Here is a 23,686-nt window from a genome sequence, read left to right on the forward strand (position 1 = left end):
GGCCTGCTACATGAAACAACATTGCAAATGTAAATTTTAAGAACATTCTCATTTTTAGTACTTGAACTTAAAAAGAAAAAAGCATAAGCTGCTTTCATGGTGTTGAACCACCTATTCCCATTCATTAAGGAGACAGCATTATGGCAAAAGATTTAAATGTGTTTGATAAAGAATATGGTCTTTTAATCAACGGCGAATGGACGAAAGGTAGCGAAGGCAAACTTTTATCCTCTTACAACCCTGCCAATGGCGATGAGTTGGCCAAGTTCACAGACGCAACCGATGCTGATGTCGATGCTGCCGTAGCCGCTGCACAAGAAGCATTCAAAACATGGCGCAAAACCACGACTGCCGAACGCGCGGCCATTTTGAACAAAATCGCCGATGTGATTGATGAAAACGCCGAATTGTTTGCCCTGCAAGAAACCTTGGACAACGGCAAACCGATCCGCGAAACCCGTGCCGCCGACGTGCCTTTGGCTTCCGACCATTTCCGCTATTTCGCCAGCGTGATCCGCGGCGAAGAAGGCACTGCGACCCAGCTTGACGCCGAAGACCTGTCCATCGTTTTGCGCGAACCGATCGGCGTTGTCGGCCAAATCATTCCTTGGAACTTCCCATTCTTGATGGCCGCATGGAAAATCGCTCCGGCATTGGCCGCAGGTTGTACCATCGTCATCCACCCTTCTTCCAGCACTTCATTGAGCCTGTTGTCCCTCGCTCAAAAAATCAACCACTTGCTGCCTAAAGGCGTGTTGAACGTGATTACCGGCCGCGGTTCCAAATCCGGCGAATACATGCTGCACCACAAAGGCTTCAACAAACTGGCCTTTACCGGCTCAACCGAAGTCGGCCGCCGCGTCGGCATCGCTGCTGCTGAATTACTGATTCCGTCCACTTTGGAATTGGGCGGCAAATCTGCCAACATCTTCTTCGACGATATGCCTTTCGACAAAGCCCTCGAAGGCGCGCAAAAAGGTATTTTGTTCAACCAAGGCCAAGTGTGCTGCGCCGGTTCGCGCATTTTTGTACAAGAAGGCATTTACGACAAATTCGTCAATGCTTTGGCTGAAGAATTCAAAAAAATCAAAGTCGGCCTGCCTTGGGAAGACGACACCCAAATGGGTTCTCAAGTCAATGCCGGTCAACTCGAGACCATTTTGAAATACGTCAAAATCGGCGAACAAGAAGGCTGCCGCATCATTACCGGCGGTAAAAAAATCGAAGGCGAATTGGGCAAAGGCGAATTTGTCGAACCGACTTTGATTGAGGCCAGCAACGAAGCCCGCGTTGCCCAAGAAGAAATCTTCGGCCCGGTTGCCACCGTGATTAAATTCAAAACCGAAGAAGAAGTCATCAAAATGGCCAACGACAGCGAATACGGCTTGGGCGGCGCAGTTTGGAGTACCGACATCAACCGCTGCCTGCGCGTTTCCAACGCATTGGAAACCGGCCGCGTTTGGGTAAACTGCTACAACCGCCTGCCTGCCGGCGCGCCGTTTGGCGGCTACAAAACTTCAGGTATCGGCCGAGAAACCCACAAAATGATGCTCGCCGCCTACACCCAAGTGAAAAACATCTACATCAGCACCCGTGAAGAACGCGAAGGCTTCTATTGATTCGGCGATTCACATTAATCTGATTTAGAAAATATAAAGGCCGTCTGAAACCTGTTTCAGACGGCCTTGCTTTATTCTGTTTCGCAATAAATGCTTTATATCTTTCTCAAAAAAAGCTCCATCACTTTCTCTCCGGCCACAGCCAGCAATGCCCCGGCCACAACCACCATGGCACCCACATAGCTGACGATATTCATATCCGAAGCGGCAAAATAATCGGGGGCGAGATGATGGCCGATGGTGGAAAATATCATGGTGAATACGGGAATCAACGTGGTGACGATACTGACTTTTGAAGCGTCCCAATGGTTGAGAGCTTCGCCGAATGAACCGTAGCCGATCAGCGTGTTCAGGCAGCAATAGATAAAGCAGCCCCATAAAAACGGATTGCCGATATGGGCGATTTGAGACGGTTCGGCAAATGGCAGGAAAACAAAGCTGCTGCAAAAATAAATCATGAGCAGGATTTGTTGCGAATTGAAATGTTTGGACAAAAGTTTTTGCGCCACACCGTAACACACCCAAATCATGCTGCCCGAAGCCGCCATCATCACGCCGACCGCGTAGCTACCCAAGCTGAAAAGTTCGCCGAATTTGTCGTTGAAAAACATGACCAAACCCGTCAGCAAAAGCATCAAGCCAATTTTTTGCCAGTGCGTAAAGGCTTCTTTAAACACGCCAACGCCGACCAAAATCATGGTAAAGGGAGAAAGCTGCCACAACACCTGCGTGGTTGTCGGAGAAATATAGTGCAAACCCATGGCAACGAGAACGAAGTTGGCGGAAATGCCGATAATGCCCAGCAACAATAAAAATAAGGTTTGCTTGGAAAATTCAGACGGCCTCGGCAGCTTGTCGGTCAGCCCCAACAACGCAAACAACACCAGCGACGCCACTAAAAAGCGTATCCACACCAGCGTGGGCGCATCGACGGCTTTTAAGGCCTGTTGTGCGATAACCGGCAGCGAACCCCAAGTCATGGTGGCAAGCAGCGCCAATGAAAAGCCGAGCCAAGGTTTTTGTTTCTTCATTTTTCAGACGGCCTTTACTTACGCGGCTTCCCAGTAGTCGATATAAAGCTGCAATTCGAGATTGTTCCGCCATTCGTTGGCTACGGGGCGGTACACCGTGCGGATGTATTCGGGAATGTCTTCGCTGCAACGCCAAAACATGGCTTCAAATTCGTAGCCGTCTTTTTGTAGCCAGACTTTTTTATGTTTGCCTTCTGCGCCCAAAGGTTGCTGGCGGATGACGTGAAATTCGTCGGTAAAACTCGGTGGCGCGAAGCCCTGCCCCCAAACGTGTCGGGCAAGGTTTTGCGCCTGTTCCAGCGTAATATCGCGGGCAGGCAGGCTGCCGTCGGTAATATAGGTTTGCGACAAATCGTCTTCGCACACCATCTCGCGCACGGCTTCTTCAAAGGCCGTCTGAAATGCGGGAATATTGTGTTCAAGTATGCTCAAACCCGCCGCCATTGCGTGTCCGCCGAATTTCAAAATCAAATCGGGATGGCGTTTAGACACCAAGTCCAAAGCATCGCGCAGGTGCAGATTGGGAATGGAGCGACCCGAACCGCGCACTTCGCCGTTGTCGGCAGGCGCAAACACGATGGTCGGACGATAAAAACGGTCTTTAAGGCGGCTGGCAACAATACCGACCACGCCTTGATGGAAGTCGTCGCGATACGCCACCAAAGTCGTCTGACCTGGAGGCAGGATTTCGGGAAAATCATTCAACGCGTCTTGCAGCATAGACTGCTCGATTTCGCGGCGTTCGATATTAAGGTTATTTAACTGAGCCGCCAGTTCCTGCGCTTCGGCATCATCTCGCGCCAACAGGCAGGCAATACCGACCGACATATCGTCCAGCCGTCCAGCCGCGTTGATGCGCGGTCCCAGTGCAAAACCCATATCAAACGGCTGAGCCTTGCGCCAATCACGCCGTGCCACTTCAAACAAGGCACGGATACCGGGGCGCATTTTACCCAAACGCATCCGTTTCAACCCTTGCGATACGAGGATACGATTGTTGTGGTCTAAAGTAACGACATCGGCAACGGTACCGAGTGCGACCAAATCCAAAAGGTCGCCCAGATTCGGCTCTTTCAGGCCGTCTGAAAAATAATTGCGGCGGCGCAGTTCGGCGCGCAAAGCCATCAACACATAAAAAATCACGCCCACGCCCGCCAAGCTTTTGCTTTGGAAACCGCAGCCTTTTTGGTTCGGATTGACGATGATGCAGTCGGGCACGGTCTCGGCAGGCAGATGGTGGTCGGTCACAATCACATCCAAACCCAATTCCTGCGCACGCGCCACGCCTGCAATGCTGGCGATACCGTTATCCACCGTCACCAATAAATCCACGCCTTGCGTGGCGGCGATTTCAGCCAGCTCGGGCGTTAAGCCGTAGCCGTGCTCAAAGCGGTTGGGCACAAGGAAATCCACTTTCGCCCCCATCGCCGCCAAACCGCTCATACCGACGGAACACGCTGTCGCACCGTCGGCATCGTAGTCGGCGACAATCAGGATTTTTTCCTGACGCTCAATCGCATCCGCCAAACGGACGGCGGCGGCTTCGCAGTTTGTCAGCGTTTGATACGGCAAAAGCGCAGCAAGCTTGTCGTCCAACTCGGCCGGACTTTGCACATCACGCGCAGCACACAGCCGCGCAATCAAAGGATCGGTACCGGCAGTGAGCAAGTCGTTAAAAACAGTCGGATTAATGGAACGTGTTTGGATTTTGACGGACATGGTGTGTGGGATTAAATAGAGAGAAAATTAATTTTTTTAAGCATTTATTTTAAGGAGGAGGCCGTCTGAAACCTGCAATCCGTTTTCAGACGGCCTTGGATATTATTTGCGTGAAGCATCGATAATTTCACCGATCACGACATATGAGCCTGCTATCACTACGCCGACTGCGTCCAAAGCCAATGTAAATGGCGTTTTCAGGATATTCCCCGTCAACTTCCGAACATCGGTACTTTTTTTGGTTTCCACATAATAAATTCTGACCGGGACGGCAGTGTCAAAACGGCGGTCTTCGGCAACATTTTTCGGCGTTGCATAATAATGACCTTCGGTAGAAATACACCGTGTGTAGACAGTTTTACCATCAAGTTCGACCGGCTTGAACGCCAGCTGTTTTAACTTGGCAATCTCGGCAGCTTTTTGAGTATCGTAACGCAGGCAGAAATTCGAGCGGAAAGTTTGCGCTTCAGGGGATTTCAATTCGACCGGCAAAGCCTCATACACCTGTTTTGGATTTTGCCGAACCATTTGAAATCGTTTGCTCAGCTTTGCATCCAAAACCGCCTTCAATTTGGCCGAATCTCTAGGATTAACGACAAACCAATATTTTCCACCCATCATGACCAAGCTGCCTGTTTCCAGTTGCGTATTGTCTTTGGCAACCACGCCAAATGCGTGAATATTGTCTTTGGCAACGGTTTTTTCAGTTGTGGTTTGATGGAAAGGGTTATTTCTTTCCCAAAGATCGGTAGTACATCCATTGAGGGTCAATACACCAATCAGCAAGGCGGTTGCAGAGTGGCGAAATTTCATGGTCATCCTCCTTCGGTATTACGATACAGGCCGTCTGAAACCTGCAATCGGTTTTCAGACGGCCTTAAGGTTTATTCTTCCCAATCCTGCCCTTCTTCTGAAGCGTCGGATTGACCGGCCTCCATCACTGCTTTAATTTCTTGGAACAGCGCACGGAAGTTTTTCGGCGGTTTGTTTTGTTCCTGTTCTTTTTTAGTGTTGCGGATCAAGGTACGCAATTTGCCGGCATCGGCTTGCGGAAAATCGGCCATAAATTGGGTAATCGCGCCATCGTCTGCCAACAGTCGAGTACGCACCTGCTCGACGCGTTGCAAAAAGGCATTGTGTGCCGTATTGTCGCCGCGCAGTTTGGCCAAATAGGCTTCGATGGGCGCAGGGTCGGTATCGCGCATCAGGCGGCCGATAAATTGGGCTTGGCGTTTGAGTGCGCTGTTGGACGTGATTTTTTTATAGGTAACGATGGCCTCGAACAGCTCTTCGTCCAAGCCGATTTTTTTCAGCGTATCGCTGGAAAGCTTGGTCAATTCCATACCCAAAGCCTGCAAATCGTTCATCTGCTTTTTCATTTGGGTTTTGCTGACCCATTCGTCTTCTTGTTCAAACATTGTGTTTCCCTGATTTTCTGAATCTGCCTATTTTATCAGTTTTCAGACGGCCTTTCCGTGCGATTTTTGCAGAGGCCGTCTGAAACGGTTAAAATGCCGCAAAACCCTGTCAGGAAACCTTTTTATGCTGTTTAACCACACACCGGACGAGCTGTTGCGCTTGTGCGGACACACGCTGGATTTGGCCAAACAATCCGGCGCCACCTCGGCCGAAGCCGATTTCAGCGAGTCGCTCGGCCAAAGCGTCAGCGTGCGCTTGGGCGAAATCGAACAAATCGAGTTCCAACAAGACAAATCTCTAGACATTACGGTCTATGTCGGCCAACGCAAAGGCCGCGCCAGTACGGCCGACTTCTCCGAACGCGCCCTGCAAGATACGGTCAAAGCCGCCATCGATATTGCGCGCTATACCGCCGAAGACGATTGCGCCGGCCTTGCCGATGCTGCCTTGATGGCAACCCATATCGGCAACCTCGACCGCTACCACGAATGGGATTTGAGTACCGAATCCGCCATTGATTTGGCCAAGCAATGCGAACAGGCCGCGCTGTCAACGGACAAACGCATTGAAAACTCCGAAGGCGCATCGGTTCATACCGGCCATTACCAATACGTTTACGGCAACACCCACGGCTTTGCCGCACACCAGCAAAGCACGCACCACAGCATTTCTTGCAGCGTTGTCGCCAGCGACGAACACGGCATGCAGCGCGACTATTGGTACGATTCTTCCTGCCGTCACGAAGACATGGATGCGCCTGAACTCATCGGCCAAACCGCAGCCGAACGGACTTTACGCCGTCTGAACAGCCGCAGCGTTCCGACCGGCAGCTATCCCGTACTGTTCGACACCACTGTCGCTATCGGCTTAATCGGCCACCTTATCGGCGCACTCAGCGGCGGCGCGCTCTACCGCCAAAGCAGCTTCCTGATTGACAGCATCGGCAAACAGGTGCTGCCCGAGTTTCTCAGCCTTCGTGAAGAGCCGCATATCCTGCGCTCGTTCCGCAGCACTTATTTCGATGCCGAAGGCGTCGCCACGCAGCCGCGTTTTGTGGTGAAAGACGGCATAGTCGAAGGCTATTTCCTCAGCAGTTACAGCGCGAAAAAACTCGGTATGCAGACAACGGGCAACGCCGGCGGCGCGCACAATCTGTATCTGAACCACACCCACGCCACGCAGGCCGACCTGTTGAAAGAAATGGGGACAGGTTTGCTGGTTACCGAATTGATGGGACAAGGCGTCAACACCATTACCGGCGACTACTCGCGCGGCGCGGCCGGATTTTGGGTGGAAAACGGCGTCATTGCCTATCCGGTTCAGGAAATCACCATTGCAGGACGTTTGCAGGATATGTACCGTGACATCACCGGCGTGGCAGACGACGCATTACGCCGTTCGTCCAACCAAATCGGCTCCGTCTTGGTTTCCAAAATGACGGTTGCCGGCAACTGATTGAACTAAATATACAAAAGGCCGTCTGAAAGATATCTTTTCTTTTCAGACGGCCTCGCCGTTATCTACTTCCATAAAAAACACATCATGCATATTGTCGTCATCCCCTCTTGGTACCCCTCTTCCGAAACCGACGTGGACGGAATCTTTTTCCGCCTCCAAGCCCAAGCCCTGCAATGCGAAGGCATGAAAATCGGCATGGTCGTTCCCATGTTCCGCTACTTGAGGAGCCAGCCGAAAACCATCTTCTCGCGCTTCTACGGCCTGCGCCGCCATCAGCAAGGTGGACTCAACACTTACGCCTACGACAGCATGTATTTTTTCCCGCGCTGCCCGGTTGTCGACATCGACCGCATCCGCTGGGTCAACGCAGGCATGAAAGCTTTTGAAGCCTACATCGCCGACAACGGCAAACCCGACGTAATTCACGCCCATTGCGTCAACTACGCCGCCATTTTGGCCTGCGCCATCTTCAAAAAATACGGCATTCCCTATGTGATTACCGAACACAGCAGCGCCATTTCACGCGGCCTTGTCCGCAAAAACCAATGGCCGTCCATGCACGAAGCCGTGCGCCACAGCGCGGCCCGGTTTGCCGTCAGCCGTGATTTTTGCCGCATTCTCGAAAAAACCTACGCCGGTACAGACTGGCAATACCTGCCCAATATGCTGGGCGGCAATTTTGAACAGGATTTCGAGTTCCCCGAAAAAAACCATCAAGACTTCACCTTCTGCAGCGTCTCCCACCTGCGCCACCTAAAAGGCCACGACCTACTCCTGCCTGCCTTTGCCGAAGCACTCAAAACCTATCCGCAGCTCAAACTCAAAATCGGCGGCGGCGGCGCAGAAGAAGGCCGTCTGAAACAACTGGCAAGCGACTTGGGCATCAACCACGCCGTTACCTTTACCGGCGCATTGACTACCGACCAAACCCTAGACCTCATGCGCCACAGCAACGCATTCGTCCTCGCCAGCCGTACCGAGACTTTCGGCGTCGTCTATATCGAAGCACTGTCGCAAGGTTTGCCCGTTATCGCCACACGCTGCGGCGGTCCCGAATCCATCGTTACTTCCGACAACGGCCTGCTGGTGCCAATCGAAAACATACCGGAACTGACCAAAGCATTGCTCATCCTCTACGAAAACCATGCACACTACGATCCCGTCCGTTTGCGCCAAGATTGCCTGCAACAATTCGGCAGCCGAGCCATAGCGCAACACCTGATCGACACCTTCCAAAAAGTGCTTAATAAATAGGCATAAACCATGCAGGCCGTCTGAAATCCTTCAGACGGCCCGCCTTCTTCCAACAAGACAAATCTAGTGTAAAATTAAGACAATAACCAAACTTTTTGATTTAGAATCAGTCCAAGGAAAAATTGTTACCTATAATAATATCCCCACATACATTATGCGCTATTACGGAACGATTACTCGCTGGAACAGCAAGCGCGGCTTCGGCGCCGCTACCATAGAAGACACAGGCCAAGAAATCTTTCTTGCCCTTGCCGCCTTCACCACCCTTACCCGCCTACCGGCCGAAGGGCAACACATCTCCTTCAACATCACAGAAGGTCGGCGCGGCCGCAAAGAAGCCGAAAACGTCTGCTTCGCCCTCGATTGCGCCGACTGCTTCGATGTCCTCGTCCCTCCCCCAGAAAAACCCCTCGCCGGCAAACAAACCATCGTCGGCCTGATTGCCGTGATCTTCGTCTGCAGCATTTTCGCCGCCTTGTGGTACGGACTCCACTTTTCCGACAACACACCCAAAGAGCCGGCCGTCAAAAAACAAGAAACCATGGTTCACGAAGTAGCCGCCAAAATCGAAGCCGAACGCAAAGCATGGCGCGATGCCGTCAACCGCAGCAACCAACGCTCGGGGCAGCCTCAACGCGCCAAAGATAATACGTCGAAACAATAACGCTTTATCCAATAAAAAAAGGCCGTCTGAAAAAATGGGAAGATGAAATGATAGATTTCTTCCTCATTCTTTCAGACGGCCTTTATTCTTACCTCAATTCGGCTCAGCCATTTCTAACGCCTGTTTAATGTCCACGGCGACGACGCGTGATACGCCTTTTTCCTGCATGGTTACGCCGACGAGCTGCTCTGCCATTTCCATGGTCAGGCGGTTGTGGGAGATGTAGAGGAACTGGGTTTGCGCCGACATTTCTTTGACCAGGTTGCAGAAACGCGAGGTGTTGGCGTCGTCCAGCGGGGCGTCGACTTCGTCCAGAAGGCAGAAGGGGGCGGGGTTGAGGCTGAACAGGGCGAACACGAGGCTCATGGCGGTGAGGGCTTTTTCGCCGCCGGAGAGGAGGTGGATGGTGCTGTTTTTCTTGCCGGGCGGGCGCGCCATGATGGACACGCCGGCGGTCAGGAGGTCGTCGCCTATCATTTTGAGGGTGGCTTCGCCGCCGCCGAAGAGGGTCGGGAAGAAGGTTTGGACTTTGCCGTTGACGGCGTCGAAGGTTTCTTTGAAACGCGCTTTGGTCTTGTCGTCGATTTGGGCGATGGCTTCTTCCAAAAGGGTGATGGCGGCCTGCACGTCTTCGCTCTGGCTGCGGTAGTAGCCGTCGCGTTCGCGCGCTTCTTCGAGTTCTTGCAGGGCGGCGAGGTTGACGGCGCCGAGGGCTTCGATTTGCTGGGTGAGGCTGCCGATGCTGCTGTTCAATACTTTCGGCGATTCTTTCGCCAACGCTTCGAGCGCGTCCAAATCGGCGGCGCGTTCGGTCAGGTTTTGATGGTAGCGTTTGGCGTTAATCAGGGCTTCCTGTTGTTGCAACAGGGCGGTTTGGGTGGCGGCCTGAAGCTGCGGCAGCTTGGTTTGCAGGGTTTGCACTTTAGCGTATTGCTCCCTGCCCTGCTCCTGAATCTGCGCGAGTTTGTCCTGCACGGCGATATACTCTTCGTCCAAAGTCTGTACGGCTTCGGTCAACTCTTCAAGCTTGATGTGCTGTTCGTCGTTTTGGAACTCGGTTTCATAGGCAAGTGCAAGCTCTTGTTGGCGTTCCTGCCAATCGAAGGTTTGTTGTTCAAGCTGGACAATTTGCTGTTGGTAGTTTTGTTTTTGCTGATTGAGCTTGTGAACGGCGACTTCGGCCAGTCCGTATTGGCGGTTGGCTTCCAACAGGGCAAGCTGCGCCTGTTTCAGACGGCCTTGCTGCTCTTGGCGGCTGTGCGCGGTGGTCTGCTGTTGGTGTTCGAGTTCGGCGGCGGCCTCTTGCAAGGTAACGATGTCGTCTGAAAGCCCGTCGGACGTGTGCTGCAACACGGTCTGTTCTTCCGCCAACTGCGCCAGTTCGCGCTCGATGTGTTCGCGACGGATTTGCCCTTGGTTGGTGCGCGCCAGAAGTTCGGCGGCGCGTTGCTGCGCCTGACTGTATTGGCGCGTGTGCTGCTGCTGTTGCTGCATCAGGTTTTTATGTTGCACTTCGGACGAACGCACGGCGGCTTCCGCCTGTTTGAACGCGGCTTCGGCAGCGGAGAGTTCGGGGGCGAGGTTGTCCAGTTCGGACGCAATGCCGTCGAGGCGCGCTTTTTGGGCAATCAGGCTTTCCTGCGCAGGTTTTGCATAGAGCAGGACGCTGACTTTATCGACCTGATGGCCTTCGGGCGTGAGCCAGATTTGGTGTGCGCCCAAATCGCTTTGATGCGCGAGGGCGTAACTTAAATTGGGCGCGCACAATACGCCGTCGAGCCAGTGGTGCAATGCCGTCTGAAACGGCGGCTGCGCTTGGATTTGGTTCAGCAATGCCTGTACGGGCAGGGATTTTTTGATGCCGCCGGAGAGGTCGTCTGAAAGCCATGCTGCCTGTCCCTGCGGCAAAGGCGCGGGCGGCACGAAGCCGTGCGGCACGGCGCGGGCGTGCAGGCGTTCGGCAAGAATGACGGACAAGGCGTGCTGCCACTCGGCGGGCGCGGTGATGTGCTGCCACAGCTGCGGCGCGGCGGCGTGGTCGGTTACCTGCCAGAAGTCGGCAGCTTCCTGCTGCTGCGACAGGATTTGCGACAACGCCTGCTGCTGCGCCTGCAAGGTAATATGTTGCTGCTTCAGGCTTTGGAAGCGGTTTGAGGCCGTCTGAAACGCTTCACGTGCAGCGTGTAAGGCTTCTTCGGCGGCAATGATTTGTTCTTCGTAATGTTCTTGCTGGCTTTGCAACAAGGCGGCGGCTTCCTGCGCTGCAGCGGTTTCGGCTTCATCGGGCAGGTTCAGGGCTTGGTTTTCCTGCTTCAGACGGCCTTTGCGCTCTTCATGCTTGGCAATCGTTTGTTCGGCATGGGCAAGCTGCTGCTGCTTCAACGCCAGTTCACGGCGGATACGGTTTGCCTCGTCCTGCTGGGTCTGGAAGGCAGCATTGAGCGTAGCTTGTGCTTCTTCCAATTCGGGCAGACGCTCTTCGTGTTCGGCAACCTGCATCGCCCACTCCGCCAGCTCGGTTTGTTTTTCTTCAACCTGCAACTCGTTTTCTTCCAGCTTGACGCGGATTTGCTGCTGTTCTTGATGGATGCGCTGCAACTGCGCCTGCGCTGCCTGCTTGTCGCGTTCGATGCGTTGGTGCAGGTTTTGCTGATGGCGGATTTGTTCTTCCAAACGGGCAATCTGCTCGCGCAACACACCGCGTTTGTTGCTCAATTCATGTACCGCCTGCTGTTGCGACTGTTCGGCGGTCTGCAAGGTGTGTACTTCGTCGTTTAATGCCTGAACCTGCGCGGCGGTTTCGTCCTGCTGCGCCTGCAAAGACTGATGCTGCGCGGTCGCTTTGTCGGCAGCGGCAAGCGATTGCTGCCATTGGGCGTAATCGAGCAAATCCTGTTGCTGGTTCAACTGCGCGGTCAGGGATTTGTAGCGTTCGGCGGTTTCCGCCTGTTTCTCGAGCTTTTCCACCTGACGCGCCAACTCGTTCTGCAAATCGCCCAAACGCTGTAAATGCTCGCGTGTGCCTTTCAGACGGCCTTCCGTCTCCTTACGGCGTTCCTTATATTTGGACACGCCCGCCGCCTCCTCGATATAGGCGCGCAACTCCTCCGGCCGCGCTTCGATGATGCGTGAAATCATCCCCTGCTCGATGACGGCATAACCGCGCGCGCCCACGCCCGTACCCAGAAACAAATCAGTAATGTCGCGGCGGCGCACGGTCTGATTGTTGATGAAATAAGTCGATTCTCCCTGACGCGTCAGCTGCCGCTTGATGCTCACCTCGGCATACTGCCCCCACGCCCCCTGCAAACTGTGGTCGCTGTTGTCAAACACCAGCTCCACCGAAGCCCTCGGCGCAGGACGGCGCGTCGCCGCACCGTTAAAAATCACGTCCTGCATACTCTCGCCGCGAAGCTGCTTCGCCGAAGCCTCGCCCAACACCCAGCGCACCGCGTCAATCACATTCGACTTGCCGCAGCCGTTCGGCCCGATGACCGCAACAAGCTGCCCCGGCACATGAATCGCAGTCGGGTCGGTAAAAGATTTGAAGCCGGAGAGTTTGATGTGGGTAAGGCGCATGGCAATGTTTCGAATCGGAAAAGAAGGCGTATTTTAACGGAAATACGCTTATCCGTTGAGAGAAAAGCATCCATAAAGTCCGACTGCTTTTTTATCTTCAAAAGGCCGTCTGAAAAGTTTGTTAAAAAGAAACAGACTAGCTATAGAACTCACTAAAATATTCAAAATAAATTCATATAAAACAATTAACTAAGAAAATATCCACCCAACCATCTTCCCTTTGATTAATTTTTGTACAGAAATGCAAACAAACTGTTTATTTTTTTATGATTTATGGTTATTATCAGATATTAAAGGTTTAAAAATCAGATAAACGATCTCTCCGACCTTTTAATCAAGCGAATAACCATACAGGGAATCTCATGTCAAACATCCAAACCAAACTTAAAACCATCGTTTTTACAGCCATCAGCACAGCCATCTTGTCCGCATGCGGTGGTGGCGGAGGCGGCGGTTCATCTGCTTTAAGCACCGGCGCGACTCCTACCAATAATACCGGCAACTCTGCTGGCAATAATGGCAATCCTGCCAACAACAGCAATGCCAACAATCAAAAAGAGCCGTCTACTACGCTCACCAACAGTGCCGACAACCTCGCCAAACTGACCGATGAAGCTCCAATCGATCCGGCCAACGTTACCCAGCCTTTGCACACACATTTCATATCTTCCAAAGGTGCACAACAATCCAATCCTAACGTCCAAATCCGCAAAGATGCCGCAGGCAAAATGTTCCAAACAGACAATCAAGACCGCAACCAAAATGGTCTGATCAGTTCTATTGACTTTAACAGCAATGATGAAGTCAAAATGGACGGCGTTGTGTTATTTAACAAGACCACTGATGGCAACGCAACCCAACCTACATGGACAAGCTACGCTTCTGTTATTGCCAAAGTATATTCAAAAGGCAATACTCAAACTGATGTCAGCGAACAAACAGGCAAAGAGAAAAATACCGAATTCGCATATGGTAAATCAACTTTGGATGAACGTATTGTTGAACTTTATAAGAAGTTAGAAGCTGAAAAAGAAAATCTAAAAAAAGAACAAAACTCAGAGTCTGGTCAAGTTGATCATGACAAAATAAAGGAAATTAAAGCTAAAATTGAAGAATTAGACTCTTTATACCAAAAAAATCTGCAACATCGTACTGGTCTGGCAACCTTTAATAAAATTGACAGCGATAAGTTAGCCTACTTCCGCACTGATAAAAATGGCTTAGTCTTCGATAAACAATTCGATGGCGTTTATGTTATCAACTTTGATGACGGCACCAAAATTGTGTTGCATGATCCTTCCGCAGCCGGCTGGACATATCAAACCTTCGCGCATTACACCGACCCTAAAGGACATGTATACCAAGGCTACCAAAGCTTGGGTGATGAGACTGTCTTCACTACCCTGCCTGCAAAAGGTACAGCCACCTACAAAGGTATTTCCACTGCCTATGTGGTTACCGACAAGAACAATCGTCAGTTGACTTCCAATGTCATGGCTATCGTTGATTTCGGCCTCAAAGGTGTCCGTTTTGAAACGTCAAACTCACACTTCCATACTTTGGAAAATGGTAAGCGCGTATCCCAAGCAGATAAAAACTACGATTTCAAAGGTACGGCAAGCTGGAAAGACGGCAACCTCTTCTCCGGTAAAGTCAGCACGGCTGATGACAAATTAAGCGGCAACCTGAACGGCAAATTCTACGGCCCCAATGCTGCAGAAATTGGCGGCACTTACGGCTTGAAAAACAAAGATGCAACCGAACACTTAATCGGTGGCTATGGCGCGAAACGTCAATAAACCTGCCTAAACAAAAGGCCGTCTGAATTTTCAGACGGCCTTTTGTTTTTTAACTTGAATTACACCGATACGGCTGCTTTGATGTGCGGATGCGGATCGTAGCCTTCCAATTCAAAGTCTTCAAATTTGAAGGCAAACAAGTCTTTGACTTCAGGGTTGATTTTCATGGTCGGTAGTTTTCGGAAATCGCGGCTTAATTGCAGTTGGGCCTGCTCGATATGGTTGCTATACAAATGCGCATCGCCAAACGTATGGATAAACTCACCTGCTTCCAGTCCGCATACTTGGGCCATCATCATGGTCAACAATGCGTAGCTGGCGATGTTGAACGGTACGCCAAGGAAAATATCGGCGCTGCGTTGGTAAAGCTGGCAAGACAGTTTGCCGTTGGCAACGTAAAACTGAAACAGAGCGTGGCAAGGCGGCAAAGCCATTTCATCGACCAAAGCCGGATTCCATGCCGATACAATCAGACGGCGCGAGTCGGGATTTTTTTTGATTTGTTCCACCACATTGGCAATTTGGTCGATATGGCGGCCGTCGGGCGCGGGCCAGCTGCGCCATTGGTAGCCGTAAACCGGGCCTAAATCGCCGTTTTCGTCCGCCCATTCGTCCCAAATGGAAACGTTGTTGTCTTTCAGGTATTTGATGTTGGTATCGCCTTTAAGAAACCAAAGCAGCTCATGAATAATCGAGAGCAGATGCAGTTTTTTGGTGGTCAATAGCGGAAAGCCTTCACTCAAATCAAAACGCATTTGGTAGCCGAATACAGAACGCGTGCCGGTGCCGGTACGGTCGGATTTGTCGATACCATTGTCGAGAACATGGCGCATAAGGTCGTGATAGGCTTTCATGGGTTTCCTTAATGTATGTGTTGTGGGAGTTTGATGCGTATTGTACCGAATTTTCAGACGGCCTGCCTCTCTGTCTTCAATGGGGCAATCTTCCCCATATTCGCGTAGTACACTCATTAACAATGTTGACAATTTAGCGCTAATTTACACAAATTTTTGAGCTTAATTAAATTTTTACAAAAAAATTTTCAACATTTTCTAGTTTAATTACTCAGCATTTTATTTTTAATAAAATATATTTAAGAAAATATATTTAAATATTTTTAATTAAATTTGAAATATAATTCCATTTTTACAAATTGGTAAAAAAATAATGTCAACAATCTAGGCAAAATTTTCCTTGGCAAGTAAAATTTTTACAGCTATATTTCAAAACATAAATATTGAAACATCTCACTCAATAGGAGTTGAAAAATGACTGACCTGAACACCCTGTTTACCAATCTTAAACAACGCAACCCCAACCAAGAACCCTTCCACCAAGCTGTTGAAGAAGTGTTCATGAGCCTCGACCCGTTTTTGGCGAAAAACCCGAAATACACCCAACAAAGCCTGCTTGAGCGTATTGTTGAACCGGAGCGCGTGATTATGTTCCGCGTCACTTGGATGGACGACAAAGGCCAAGTTCAAGTCAACCGCGGCTACCGCATTCAAATGAGTTCCGCCATCGGCCCTTACAAAGGCGGTTTACGTTTCCACCCGACCGTCGATTTGGGCGTGTTGAAATTCCTCGCCTTTGAACAAGTGTTCAAAAATGCGTTGACCACCCTGCCTATGGGCGGCGGCAAGGGCGGTTCCGACTTTGATCCTAAAGGCAAATCAGATGCCGAAGTAATGCGTTTCTGCCAAGCCTTTATGACCGAACTCTACCGCCACATCGGTGCTGATACCGACGTTCCTGCCGGCGACATCGGCGTAGGCGGCCGCGAAATTGGCTATCTGTTCGGCCAATACAAAAAAATCCGCAACGAATTTGCTTCCGTCCTGACCGGCAAAGGCCTCGAATGGGGCGGCAGCCTGATTCGCCCTGAAGCCACCGGCTACGGTTGCGTGTATTTTGCCCAAGCTATGTTGGAAACCCGCAACGACAGCATCGAAGGCAAACGCGTGTTGATTTCCGGCTCCGGCAACGTGGCGCAATACGCTGCCGAAAAAGCCATCCAACTGGGTGCAAAAGTATTGACCGTTTCCGACTCCAACGGCTTTGTCCTCTTCCCTGACAGCGGTATGACCGAAGCGCAACTGGCCGCTTTGATCGAGCTGAAAGAAGTACGCCGCGAACGCGTCGCCACTTACGCCAAAGAACAAGGCCTGCAATACTTTGAAAACCAAAAACCGTGGAACATCGCAGCCGAAGTCGCCCTGCCTTGCGCCACCCAAAACGAATTGGACGCAGACGCTGCCAAAATCCTGCTGGCAAACGGTTGCTATGTGGTTGCCGAAGGTGCGAACATGCCGTCAACTTTGGGCGCAGTCGAACAATTTATCAAAGCCGGCATCCTCTACGCTCCGGGCAAAGCCTCCAACGCCGGCGGCGTAGCGACTTCAGGTTTGGAAATGAGTCAAAACGCCATCCGCCTGTCTTGGACACGTGAAGAAGTCGACCAACGCCTGTTCGACATCATGCACAACATCCACGAATCCTGCCTGAAATACGGCAAAGTCGGCGACAAAGTGAACTACGTCAATGGTGCGAACATTGCCGGTTTCGTCAAAGTTGCCGATGCTATGTTGGCGCAAGGTTTCTAAAGGCTACATCAACGCAAATCATAAGGCCGTCTGTTTTCAGACGGCCTTTTTCTTTTCCTGCAAATTTTATACGCCCAAATAACCTTCCCTGCTGGAAAGCCATCTTGCCAAATGCGCTTCGACGATTTCAGGGTTTTGTTCAATCAGCAAAGGGGCGATTTCGCGCGCCTGTTCCAAGAGATGCAGGTCTTCTTCAAGGTTGGCGAAGCGCAGCATGGGGACGCCGCTTTGGCGCGCGCCGAGAAATTCGCCGGGGCCGCGGATGTTGAGGTCTTGGCGGGCGATTTCGAAGCCGTCGGTGTGTTCGTAGATGACTTTCAGCCGCGCCTTGGCAAGTTCGCTCAAGGGTTCTGCAAACAGAAGGACGCACACGCTTTCTGCCGCGCCGCGCCCTACCCGTCCGCGTAATTGATGCAGCTGCGCCAAGCCCATGCGCTCGGCGTGTTCGATCACCATCAGGGCGGCGTTGGGCACATCTACGCCGACTTCGATGACGGTGGTGGCGACCAAGACGTTCAGACGGCCTGCGGCAAATTCCGCCATGACTTCGGCTTTTTCGGCGGCCTTCATGCGCCCGTGTACTAAGCCGATGCTGAGTTCGGGCAAGGCCGTCTGAAGCTGCTCGAGGGTTTCGGTGGCGGTTTGCAGTTGCAGGGTTTCGCTCTCTTCAATCAACGGACAAACCCAGTATGCCTGCTGCCCTTTGCGACAAATATTAAGGACGAAGCCCTCGACTTCAGCGCGGCGGACGTTGTTGACGAGGCGAGTTTTAATCGGCGTACGTCCTGGCGGCAATTCGTTGATGACGGATACGTCCAAGTCGGCGAAGAAACTCATGGCAAGTGTGCGCGGGATGGGCGTGGCGGACATCATCAACTGGTGGACGTCGCGCCCTTTGTTTTTGAGGGCGAGGCGTTGGGCGACGCCGAAGCGGTGCTGTTCGTCCACAATCACCAAGCCCAGATTTTGGAACTCGACGTCGTCTGAAAACAGGGCATGCGTACCGACGGCAATTTTGACAGAGCCGTCAGCCAGTTTGGCTTTAGCTTCGTCTTTGGCTTTTTTGCGCTGGCTACCGGAGAGCCAAACGACTTCGAGTCCTAACGGCTCAAGCCATTGTTTGAACTTGATGAAGTGCTGTTCTGCAAGGATTTCGGTTGGTGCCATTACAGCCACCTGCGCGCCAGATTCAATGGCGGTCAGCGCGGACAAAGCAGCAACAATGGTTTTGCCGCTGCCGACATCGCCTTGCAGCAGGCGGTGCATGGGGTGGGTTTGCGCCATATCGCGGCAGATTTCGGAAACAACTTTTTCTTGCGCATCGGTCAGGGCAAACGGCAAGGCGTTGCGCAGGGCTTGAGTCAATGTGCCGTCGCCGCCCAATGCTGTGGCCGAGCCGCTGACACGCTTCTGCCGCGCCAAGCGCATGGAAAGCTGTTGCGCCAAAAGTTCGTCAAATTTGAGCCGTTGCCATGCAGGCAGCGTGCCGTCTGAAAGTTGATGAATAGTGAAACTCGGCGGCGGTGAATGCAAAAGGCGCAGGCTTTCGGCGAGGTGCGGCAATTTCAGACGACCTAATAAAGTATCGGGGAGCGTGTCGTGCAACGGCGTAACGTCCAAGGCCGTCTGAATAATACGGCGCAAAGTAGGTTGGTTTAAACCATTTACGGTCGGATAAATCGGTGTGAGGCTTTCCGCTAAACCGATGTTTTCAGCATCACGGATTTTGGGATGAATCATCTCGTCGCCGTGAAACCCATGCTTAATTTCGCCCACGGCGCGGATGCGCTTGCCGACCGCCATCTGTTTCTGGTTGCTGGCGTAAAAGTGGATGAAGCGCAGAAAAAGGATGCTGCCGGAACCATCGGCGATTTGAACAATCAGCTGTTTGCGCGGTTTAAATGTCACTTCCTGATGAATGACTTCGCCCTCGACCTGACACGGCACCCCGATCGGTGCATCCTTAATCGGCATAATGTGCGTCTCGTCCTCGTAACGCAGCGGCAGGTGCAACACCAAATCCCATGCAGTATGGAGGTTGAGCTTGTCGAGCTTCTTGGCAGAAACATCAGTAATTTTGAGCTGTTTTTGGGTTTCGGGCGTCATCTTAAAAGGCAGCTGATTTAAAGTTTGCTGTATTTTATCCGAAAACAAAAAGGCCGTCTGAACGCAATGTTTCAGACGGCCTTCAAAGCTGAATACTTGAAACAAATGAATATTTGAAAATACGCCGGCTATCGAATCAACTTCAGCCATTGTTAGGAAACAGCTTTCAAAAAAGAAGGATATTCAACCCATACTTTTATCAGGAATTTAGCCAATAATGTTTACATACCAAATAATGATCCATTCACTCTAAAAATGCCAATCCAATTTCAATTTGACTGTCCGCGGTTCGCCATAGAAATTGTTTTGACCTCGCGTACGGTTGTAGTTGTTTTCAAAATACGTCCTGTCAGCCAGGTTCGTTCCTATCAGGCTGATTCTGCCGTGTTTGTGGAAGTCATATTGAACAAAGCCATCTATAAGTCCGTAGCCTCCTTGGCGAATATTGTAAAGGCTACTTGTGCGACTTTGCGCGGATATTCCGCCACCCAAGGTCAATTTAGTTTGAGGCAAGCGGTAGCTTGTACCGAGGCGGAACATATGTACCGGCGTGAAGTTACTGAAGTTATACGGGTCGGCAGTCGTATTTTTCTCCAACCGCTCCGCATTGACTTCTGCAGCATTTTTATACTTACTTTTGTTATATGTGTAGCCAACAAAAATACGCCAGTTTTCCGACAATTCGCCAGCCAATTCAAGTTCTGCACCGCTACTCTTAACTTTACCCACAGGCTTAGCGATGGTTTGGAATGAACCTCCGTTACGACTAGTATCGGGAACAAATCCGAAATCGACAACGGTACGGTTTTTCTGCTGTAAGACAAACAAGGCAAGCGAAGCATTCAGACGGCCTTGCAAGAACGACCCTTTCCAACCTATTTCATAGTTAGTCCCGATGAGTGGTGGAAGAACGGATTTGCTGGTTACATCAACGTTATCCTGTTGTTTAAAAATCTTAGTATAGCTGGCATACAGGCTTTGTTGCGGTGTCAGGTCGTAGGTAATGCCGGCATATGGCGTGAACCTATGACTTTGCATTTTTGAGGTGTAGTGTTCTTTGTCGATTTTGTTACTGCTCTCAGTTTGGAATGCCGTAGCAGGCTGGCCGTAGCGTACAGGCATTTCTTTGGCTTGTGTGGTTTCATAACGCGTATAGTGTATACCGCCCAAGAGATGTAGGCGGTTGGTTGCATTAAAGCGGGTACTGAAAGTCAAAGAATGTGTTTTATTCGTGTTAAGGTATTTCGAATAATTGTATAACGCCGGAACATGATCATCTGCAACCTGAACAGTTTTCCACAGCGGCGTTTTCAGATATTGGTTTGCCCATTTCAAATTTCCCTCTTCATCCCGCTCCTGTATTTTGTTTCCATTTGCATCCAATTCGTAAACAGGATCTTGCACCATTACGCGCTCACCATTGTCGTTGACTGTCCAGACAGGCTTGCCCTCCGCATCCAAACGGGGAGTATATTTGGTAACATGCGCGCCACTGCATTCCGGCACATAGATCTTGTTATTACCTTTTTCGTTATAAATATGCCAATCTGGTTCGACAATGCCTTTTTCTAAAGGATTACGCTCCGGACCATCGGGATGAATGCCGCAACTGCCTGCACCCGCATAACCTTGAGGACGGACAAAATAACGGTTTTGATATATTTCCGTATAGGCAGAACGGATTTTTTCATTGTTATACGTATAACCGACAAAGAAATCATGTTCACGCCCAAGCAGGCGGTAGTTACCTGTCAGATCCAGCTTAAAGCCCCATTGCACATCGTGTTTGGTATAGTGCAACGGCATGAAGTTGTAACGGCGGTTATATGTGTGGCGAAGATTGTATGCTGAGTCGTATAGACGGTTGGGAAACAGGCCTTCTGCATTGTTAATAATGCCTTGCTTTGCAAGCTCCTTATCAACAAACTCTTTTTTATCTACTTCTACACCCGGATCCTGCCAGTCGTTGCACAGGAAATCCAAACCAATGTCCTGCATACATTGATCAAAACCTGCCCGACGTGCTGCCGCCCTTTGGGAGCGATATTGTTCAAAAGCAGATGCATCGAAATGATGGGCAACGTAATCTGCTTTTTTCTCTTCATATGTTTTAGTGACGCCATCACGATATTCTTTTAATTTTGCCAACGCCTTGTCTTTAGGCTCAAAAGGAATAACCTCCCCCTTTTCAGTTAGGAAACCCGTAGCCTCAGATGCTGAAATACCTGCCGCGTGTTCGTTTTTCAGAAAAAATTGTCCGACTTTGGCATCTGAATCATTACGCGTATAAGAAATTTCGGCATTGAGTTGCCATCCATTGTCAAAGACATGTTTGAAACCGGAAAAAATATTGTATTTATCAGCATTCAGGCGTGACCATGAGGTTTCACCCAAATAAGTTTTACGTGGCAATTTCAAAGGATTGTTACAGGCTGGACTGGAGCTAAAGGCCGCAGTTTTTTGATCCTCACAAGGTAAAATTACGCCGGCAAAATCGGGAATGTCTTTATTTTTCTGATAAGTACCCCCCAAAGTCAGCATACTGTTATCACTCAAATCCGTATCGATCACGCCATAAACCATGTCTTTCTTGTTCCATACACCCTCTTTAAAAGAACGGTGGTCCTCATGAACACCAACCAGCCTACCGCGTACCGTATGTTCATTATTCAAGCTTCCAGATACATCCAAAGCCAAACGCTTGCTGCCCCTATGGTCAGTACTGATTTCACCTGTATGCTTAAACAGAGCTGTTGGCCGCTTACGGATTAAATTAATGGTTCCACCTGGTTCAGAATTAGACTGAGTAAGACCGGTTGCACCTCTGACAACCTCAATGTGATCATAAACAGCAAGGTCTGTACTGGGTGAGACATCGATTTTTGCCGTATAGCCCGAACGTCCAGACACATTAGTGGTAATACCGTCTTCACCAATCTGATCAACATAGAAACCGCGAGACAAAAAACGAGTTTGTAGGCCCGAATCGCGAACCACGTTGATTCCCGTAGTGTTTTTCATTGCATCTTCTAAAGAATATATTGCTTTATCATCTAGCTGCCGACGCGTCATTACGCTCACCGACTGCGGCGTATCCTTGCCTGAAATACTCAATCCAGTCGCCGTTGCCATCGTTCCGATTGTATAAGACTGACTGCGCTCGGTATTCCTTTGTGCCTGCCGTTTGCCACTGACCTTGACCGTATCCATATCTACATGTTCAACTTCTTGATGTCCTGTATCTGCAAAAACAGTTTGGCAAGGCAGTACTAATAACAAACAAATTGTTTTCATTTGAAAATCAGGTTTCACAACTATTTCCTTAATTAATAGAATCTACTTACCTACTTGATAAAAATTATAATTTATTAATTTTAAATGATATTTAATCTATAAAATTAAAATATAATAGTAATGATAGGCGTAATCATTATATACCTGATGCATTAATATATGAACTTTTTGTTATAGATTTTTTCTTATATCCTGATTTTTAGATAAAAAAAGGCCGTCTGAACGCAATGTTTCAGACAGCCTCAATTTAGGTATAACGCGATTAAGCGTTAGCTTCCTGTTGTTGTTGGTAAATGGCTTCGAAGTTGATCGGGGCAAGCAGTACAGGCGGGAAGCCTGCGCGGGTTACGCTGTTGGAAATGGCTTCGCGTGCGTAAGGGAACAGGATGTTCGGACAAGCAACGCCCAGCAGCAGTTGTACGTCTTCTTCAGGAATGTTTTCCAAACGGAAGATGCCGCTTTGGGTAACTTCGTTCAAGAACATGGTGCGCTCTTCGTTCAGTTTGGCAGTCACGGTAACGGTAACGTCAACGCTGTAGAAACCGTCTTCCAGTTTGGTGTTGCCGGTAGAAACGCGCATATCGACTTCAGGCTCGCCTTGTTCCAAGAAGATTTGTGGTGCGTGAGGCACTTCCAAAGACAAGTCTTTTACATACAGACGCTCAACGCTGAATACGGGTTGCAATTCTTCGCTCATTTTATTTTCCTAAGTTAAGGGTTAAGGATTCAGTAATTCGTCCAACTTGCCTTCCTGCTGCAAGCGGTACAAATCGGTAAAGCCACCGACATGGGTGTCGCCGATAAAAATCTGCGGCACGCTGCGCTGGCCGGAAAGCTGCTGCATTTCGGCAAAAACTTCCGGATTGCCGTCGATGCGGATTTCGTTGATTTCTTTCACACCCACCGCCTGCAACAGCCTTTTCGCCATGGTGCAGTACGGGCAATATGGACCGGTATAAACAGTAACGGTTTGCATGATTTCTTCCAAAATACCAATGTTCATGACTATATGGGCATAGGTGCTATTTTACAAGTATTCCCGCCGTACGGTTGTAAAAAACATTCAGACGGCCTCTTGGCCATAAACATTTGTGCAGATGCGGAAAAACCATAATTAAAGTATGATAAGCGCTTTCGCAGA

16 protein-coding genes are annotated in these 23,686 nt (G+C 50.3%); 6 read left to right on the forward strand and 10 right to left on the reverse strand.

Annotation, left to right across the window (positions count from 1 at the left end; translation table 11 throughout):
* The first annotated feature begins 140 nt into the window (after positions 1 to 140).
* Positions 141 to 1,619, forward strand: coding sequence for an aldehyde dehydrogenase family protein (locus DBY95_RS04675; RefSeq protein ID WP_107723539.1), 1,479 nt, complete (start codon positions 141 to 143; stop codon positions 1,617 to 1,619).
* A 95-nt stretch (positions 1,620 to 1,714) separates the two neighbouring features.
* Here DBY95_RS04675 and DBY95_RS04680 read toward each other — a convergent pair whose 3' ends face one another.
* The 4 genes from DBY95_RS04680 to yjgA form a co-directional block, all read right to left on the reverse strand.
* Positions 1,715 to 2,650 carry a DMT family transporter gene (locus tag DBY95_RS04680; RefSeq protein WP_107723540.1) on the reverse strand — a complete coding sequence of 312 codons (936 nt, stop codon included), beginning with the start codon at positions 2,648 to 2,650 and terminating at the stop codon, positions 1,715 to 1,717.
* 18 nt (positions 2,651 to 2,668) lie between these two features.
* Positions 2,669 to 4,369, reverse strand: coding sequence for a single-stranded-DNA-specific exonuclease RecJ (gene recJ / locus DBY95_RS04685; RefSeq protein ID WP_107723541.1), 1,701 nt, complete (start codon positions 4,367 to 4,369; stop codon positions 2,669 to 2,671).
* A gap of 102 nt (positions 4,370 to 4,471) precedes the next feature.
* Entirely contained in the window at positions 4,472 to 5,182 is a 711-nt protein-coding gene (locus DBY95_RS04690) for a hypothetical protein (RefSeq protein WP_107723542.1), read from the reverse strand.
* A 71-nt stretch (positions 5,183 to 5,253) separates the two neighbouring features.
* Positions 5,254 to 5,787 carry a ribosome biogenesis factor YjgA gene (gene yjgA, locus DBY95_RS04695; protein WP_107723543.1) on the reverse strand — a complete coding sequence of 178 codons (534 nt, stop codon included), beginning with the start codon at positions 5,785 to 5,787 and terminating at the stop codon, positions 5,254 to 5,256.
* Between the two features lie 124 nt (positions 5,788 to 5,911).
* Between yjgA and pmbA the strand changes: the two genes are divergently transcribed.
* From pmbA to DBY95_RS04710, 3 genes are all read left to right on the forward strand, one after another.
* Complete coding sequence (gene pmbA / locus DBY95_RS04700) at positions 5,912 to 7,243, forward strand: metalloprotease PmbA (protein ID WP_107723544.1); 1,332 nt, start codon at positions 5,912 to 5,914, stop codon at positions 7,241 to 7,243.
* A gap of 87 nt (positions 7,244 to 7,330) precedes the next feature.
* Entirely contained in the window at positions 7,331 to 8,500 is a 1,170-nt protein-coding gene (locus tag DBY95_RS04705) for a glycosyltransferase (RefSeq protein WP_039861987.1), read from the forward strand.
* Positions 8,501 to 8,654: 154 nt separating this feature from the next.
* Positions 8,655 to 9,164: a cold-shock protein gene (locus DBY95_RS04710; protein ID WP_107723545.1), complete on the forward strand. Its 510-nt coding sequence runs from the start codon at positions 8,655 to 8,657 to the stop codon at positions 9,162 to 9,164.
* 93 nt (positions 9,165 to 9,257) lie between these two features.
* Here DBY95_RS04710 and smc read toward each other — a convergent pair whose 3' ends face one another.
* Positions 9,258 to 12,743, reverse strand: a complete 3,486-nt coding sequence (gene smc / locus DBY95_RS04715; RefSeq protein WP_107723546.1) for a chromosome segregation protein SMC — start codon at positions 12,741 to 12,743, stop codon at positions 9,258 to 9,260.
* Positions 12,744 to 13,105: 362 nt separating this feature from the next.
* On the opposite strand from smc, the gene DBY95_RS04720 reads away from it, so the two are divergent.
* The gene (locus DBY95_RS04720; RefSeq protein ID WP_107723547.1) at positions 13,106 to 14,542 is read left to right on the forward strand and encodes a transferrin-binding protein-like solute binding protein; all 1,437 of its coding nucleotides are present in this window, start codon (positions 13,106 to 13,108) and stop codon (positions 14,540 to 14,542) included.
* Between the two features lie 59 nt (positions 14,543 to 14,601).
* Here DBY95_RS04720 and DBY95_RS04725 read toward each other — a convergent pair whose 3' ends face one another.
* Positions 14,602 to 15,396, reverse strand: coding sequence for a thymidylate synthase (locus DBY95_RS04725; RefSeq protein ID WP_107723548.1), 795 nt, complete (start codon positions 15,394 to 15,396; stop codon positions 14,602 to 14,604).
* 414 nt (positions 15,397 to 15,810) lie between these two features.
* Between DBY95_RS04725 and gdhA the strand changes: the two genes are divergently transcribed.
* The gene (gdhA, locus tag DBY95_RS04730; protein WP_003745850.1) at positions 15,811 to 17,145 is read left to right on the forward strand and encodes an NADP-specific glutamate dehydrogenase; all 1,335 of its coding nucleotides are present in this window, start codon (positions 15,811 to 15,813) and stop codon (positions 17,143 to 17,145) included.
* A gap of 66 nt (positions 17,146 to 17,211) precedes the next feature.
* Here the strand turns inward: gdhA and recG are convergent, their stop codons facing one another.
* The 4 genes from recG to grxC form a co-directional block, all read right to left on the reverse strand.
* Complete coding sequence (gene recG / locus DBY95_RS04735) at positions 17,212 to 19,251, reverse strand: ATP-dependent DNA helicase RecG (RefSeq protein WP_107723674.1); 2,040 nt, start codon at positions 19,249 to 19,251, stop codon at positions 17,212 to 17,214.
* Positions 19,252 to 19,500: 249 nt separating this feature from the next.
* Positions 19,501 to 22,545, reverse strand: coding sequence for a TonB-dependent siderophore receptor (locus DBY95_RS04740; protein WP_107723675.1), 3,045 nt, complete (start codon positions 22,543 to 22,545; stop codon positions 19,501 to 19,503).
* A gap of 262 nt (positions 22,546 to 22,807) precedes the next feature.
* A complete protein-coding gene (secB, locus tag DBY95_RS04745; RefSeq protein ID WP_003745844.1) occupies positions 22,808 to 23,242 on the reverse strand; it encodes a protein-export chaperone SecB in 435 nt (144 codons plus the stop codon).
* Positions 23,243 to 23,263: 21 nt separating this feature from the next.
* Entirely contained in the window at positions 23,264 to 23,521 is a 258-nt protein-coding gene (grxC, locus tag DBY95_RS04750) for a glutaredoxin 3 (RefSeq protein WP_003684090.1), read from the reverse strand.
* Between the last annotated feature and the right edge of the window lie 165 nt (positions 23,522 to 23,686).

The sequence above is a fragment of the Neisseria subflava genome (genome assembly GCF_003044935.1).
Taxonomy (GTDB): Bacteria; Pseudomonadota; Gammaproteobacteria; order Burkholderiales; family Neisseriaceae; genus Neisseria; species Neisseria subflava_E.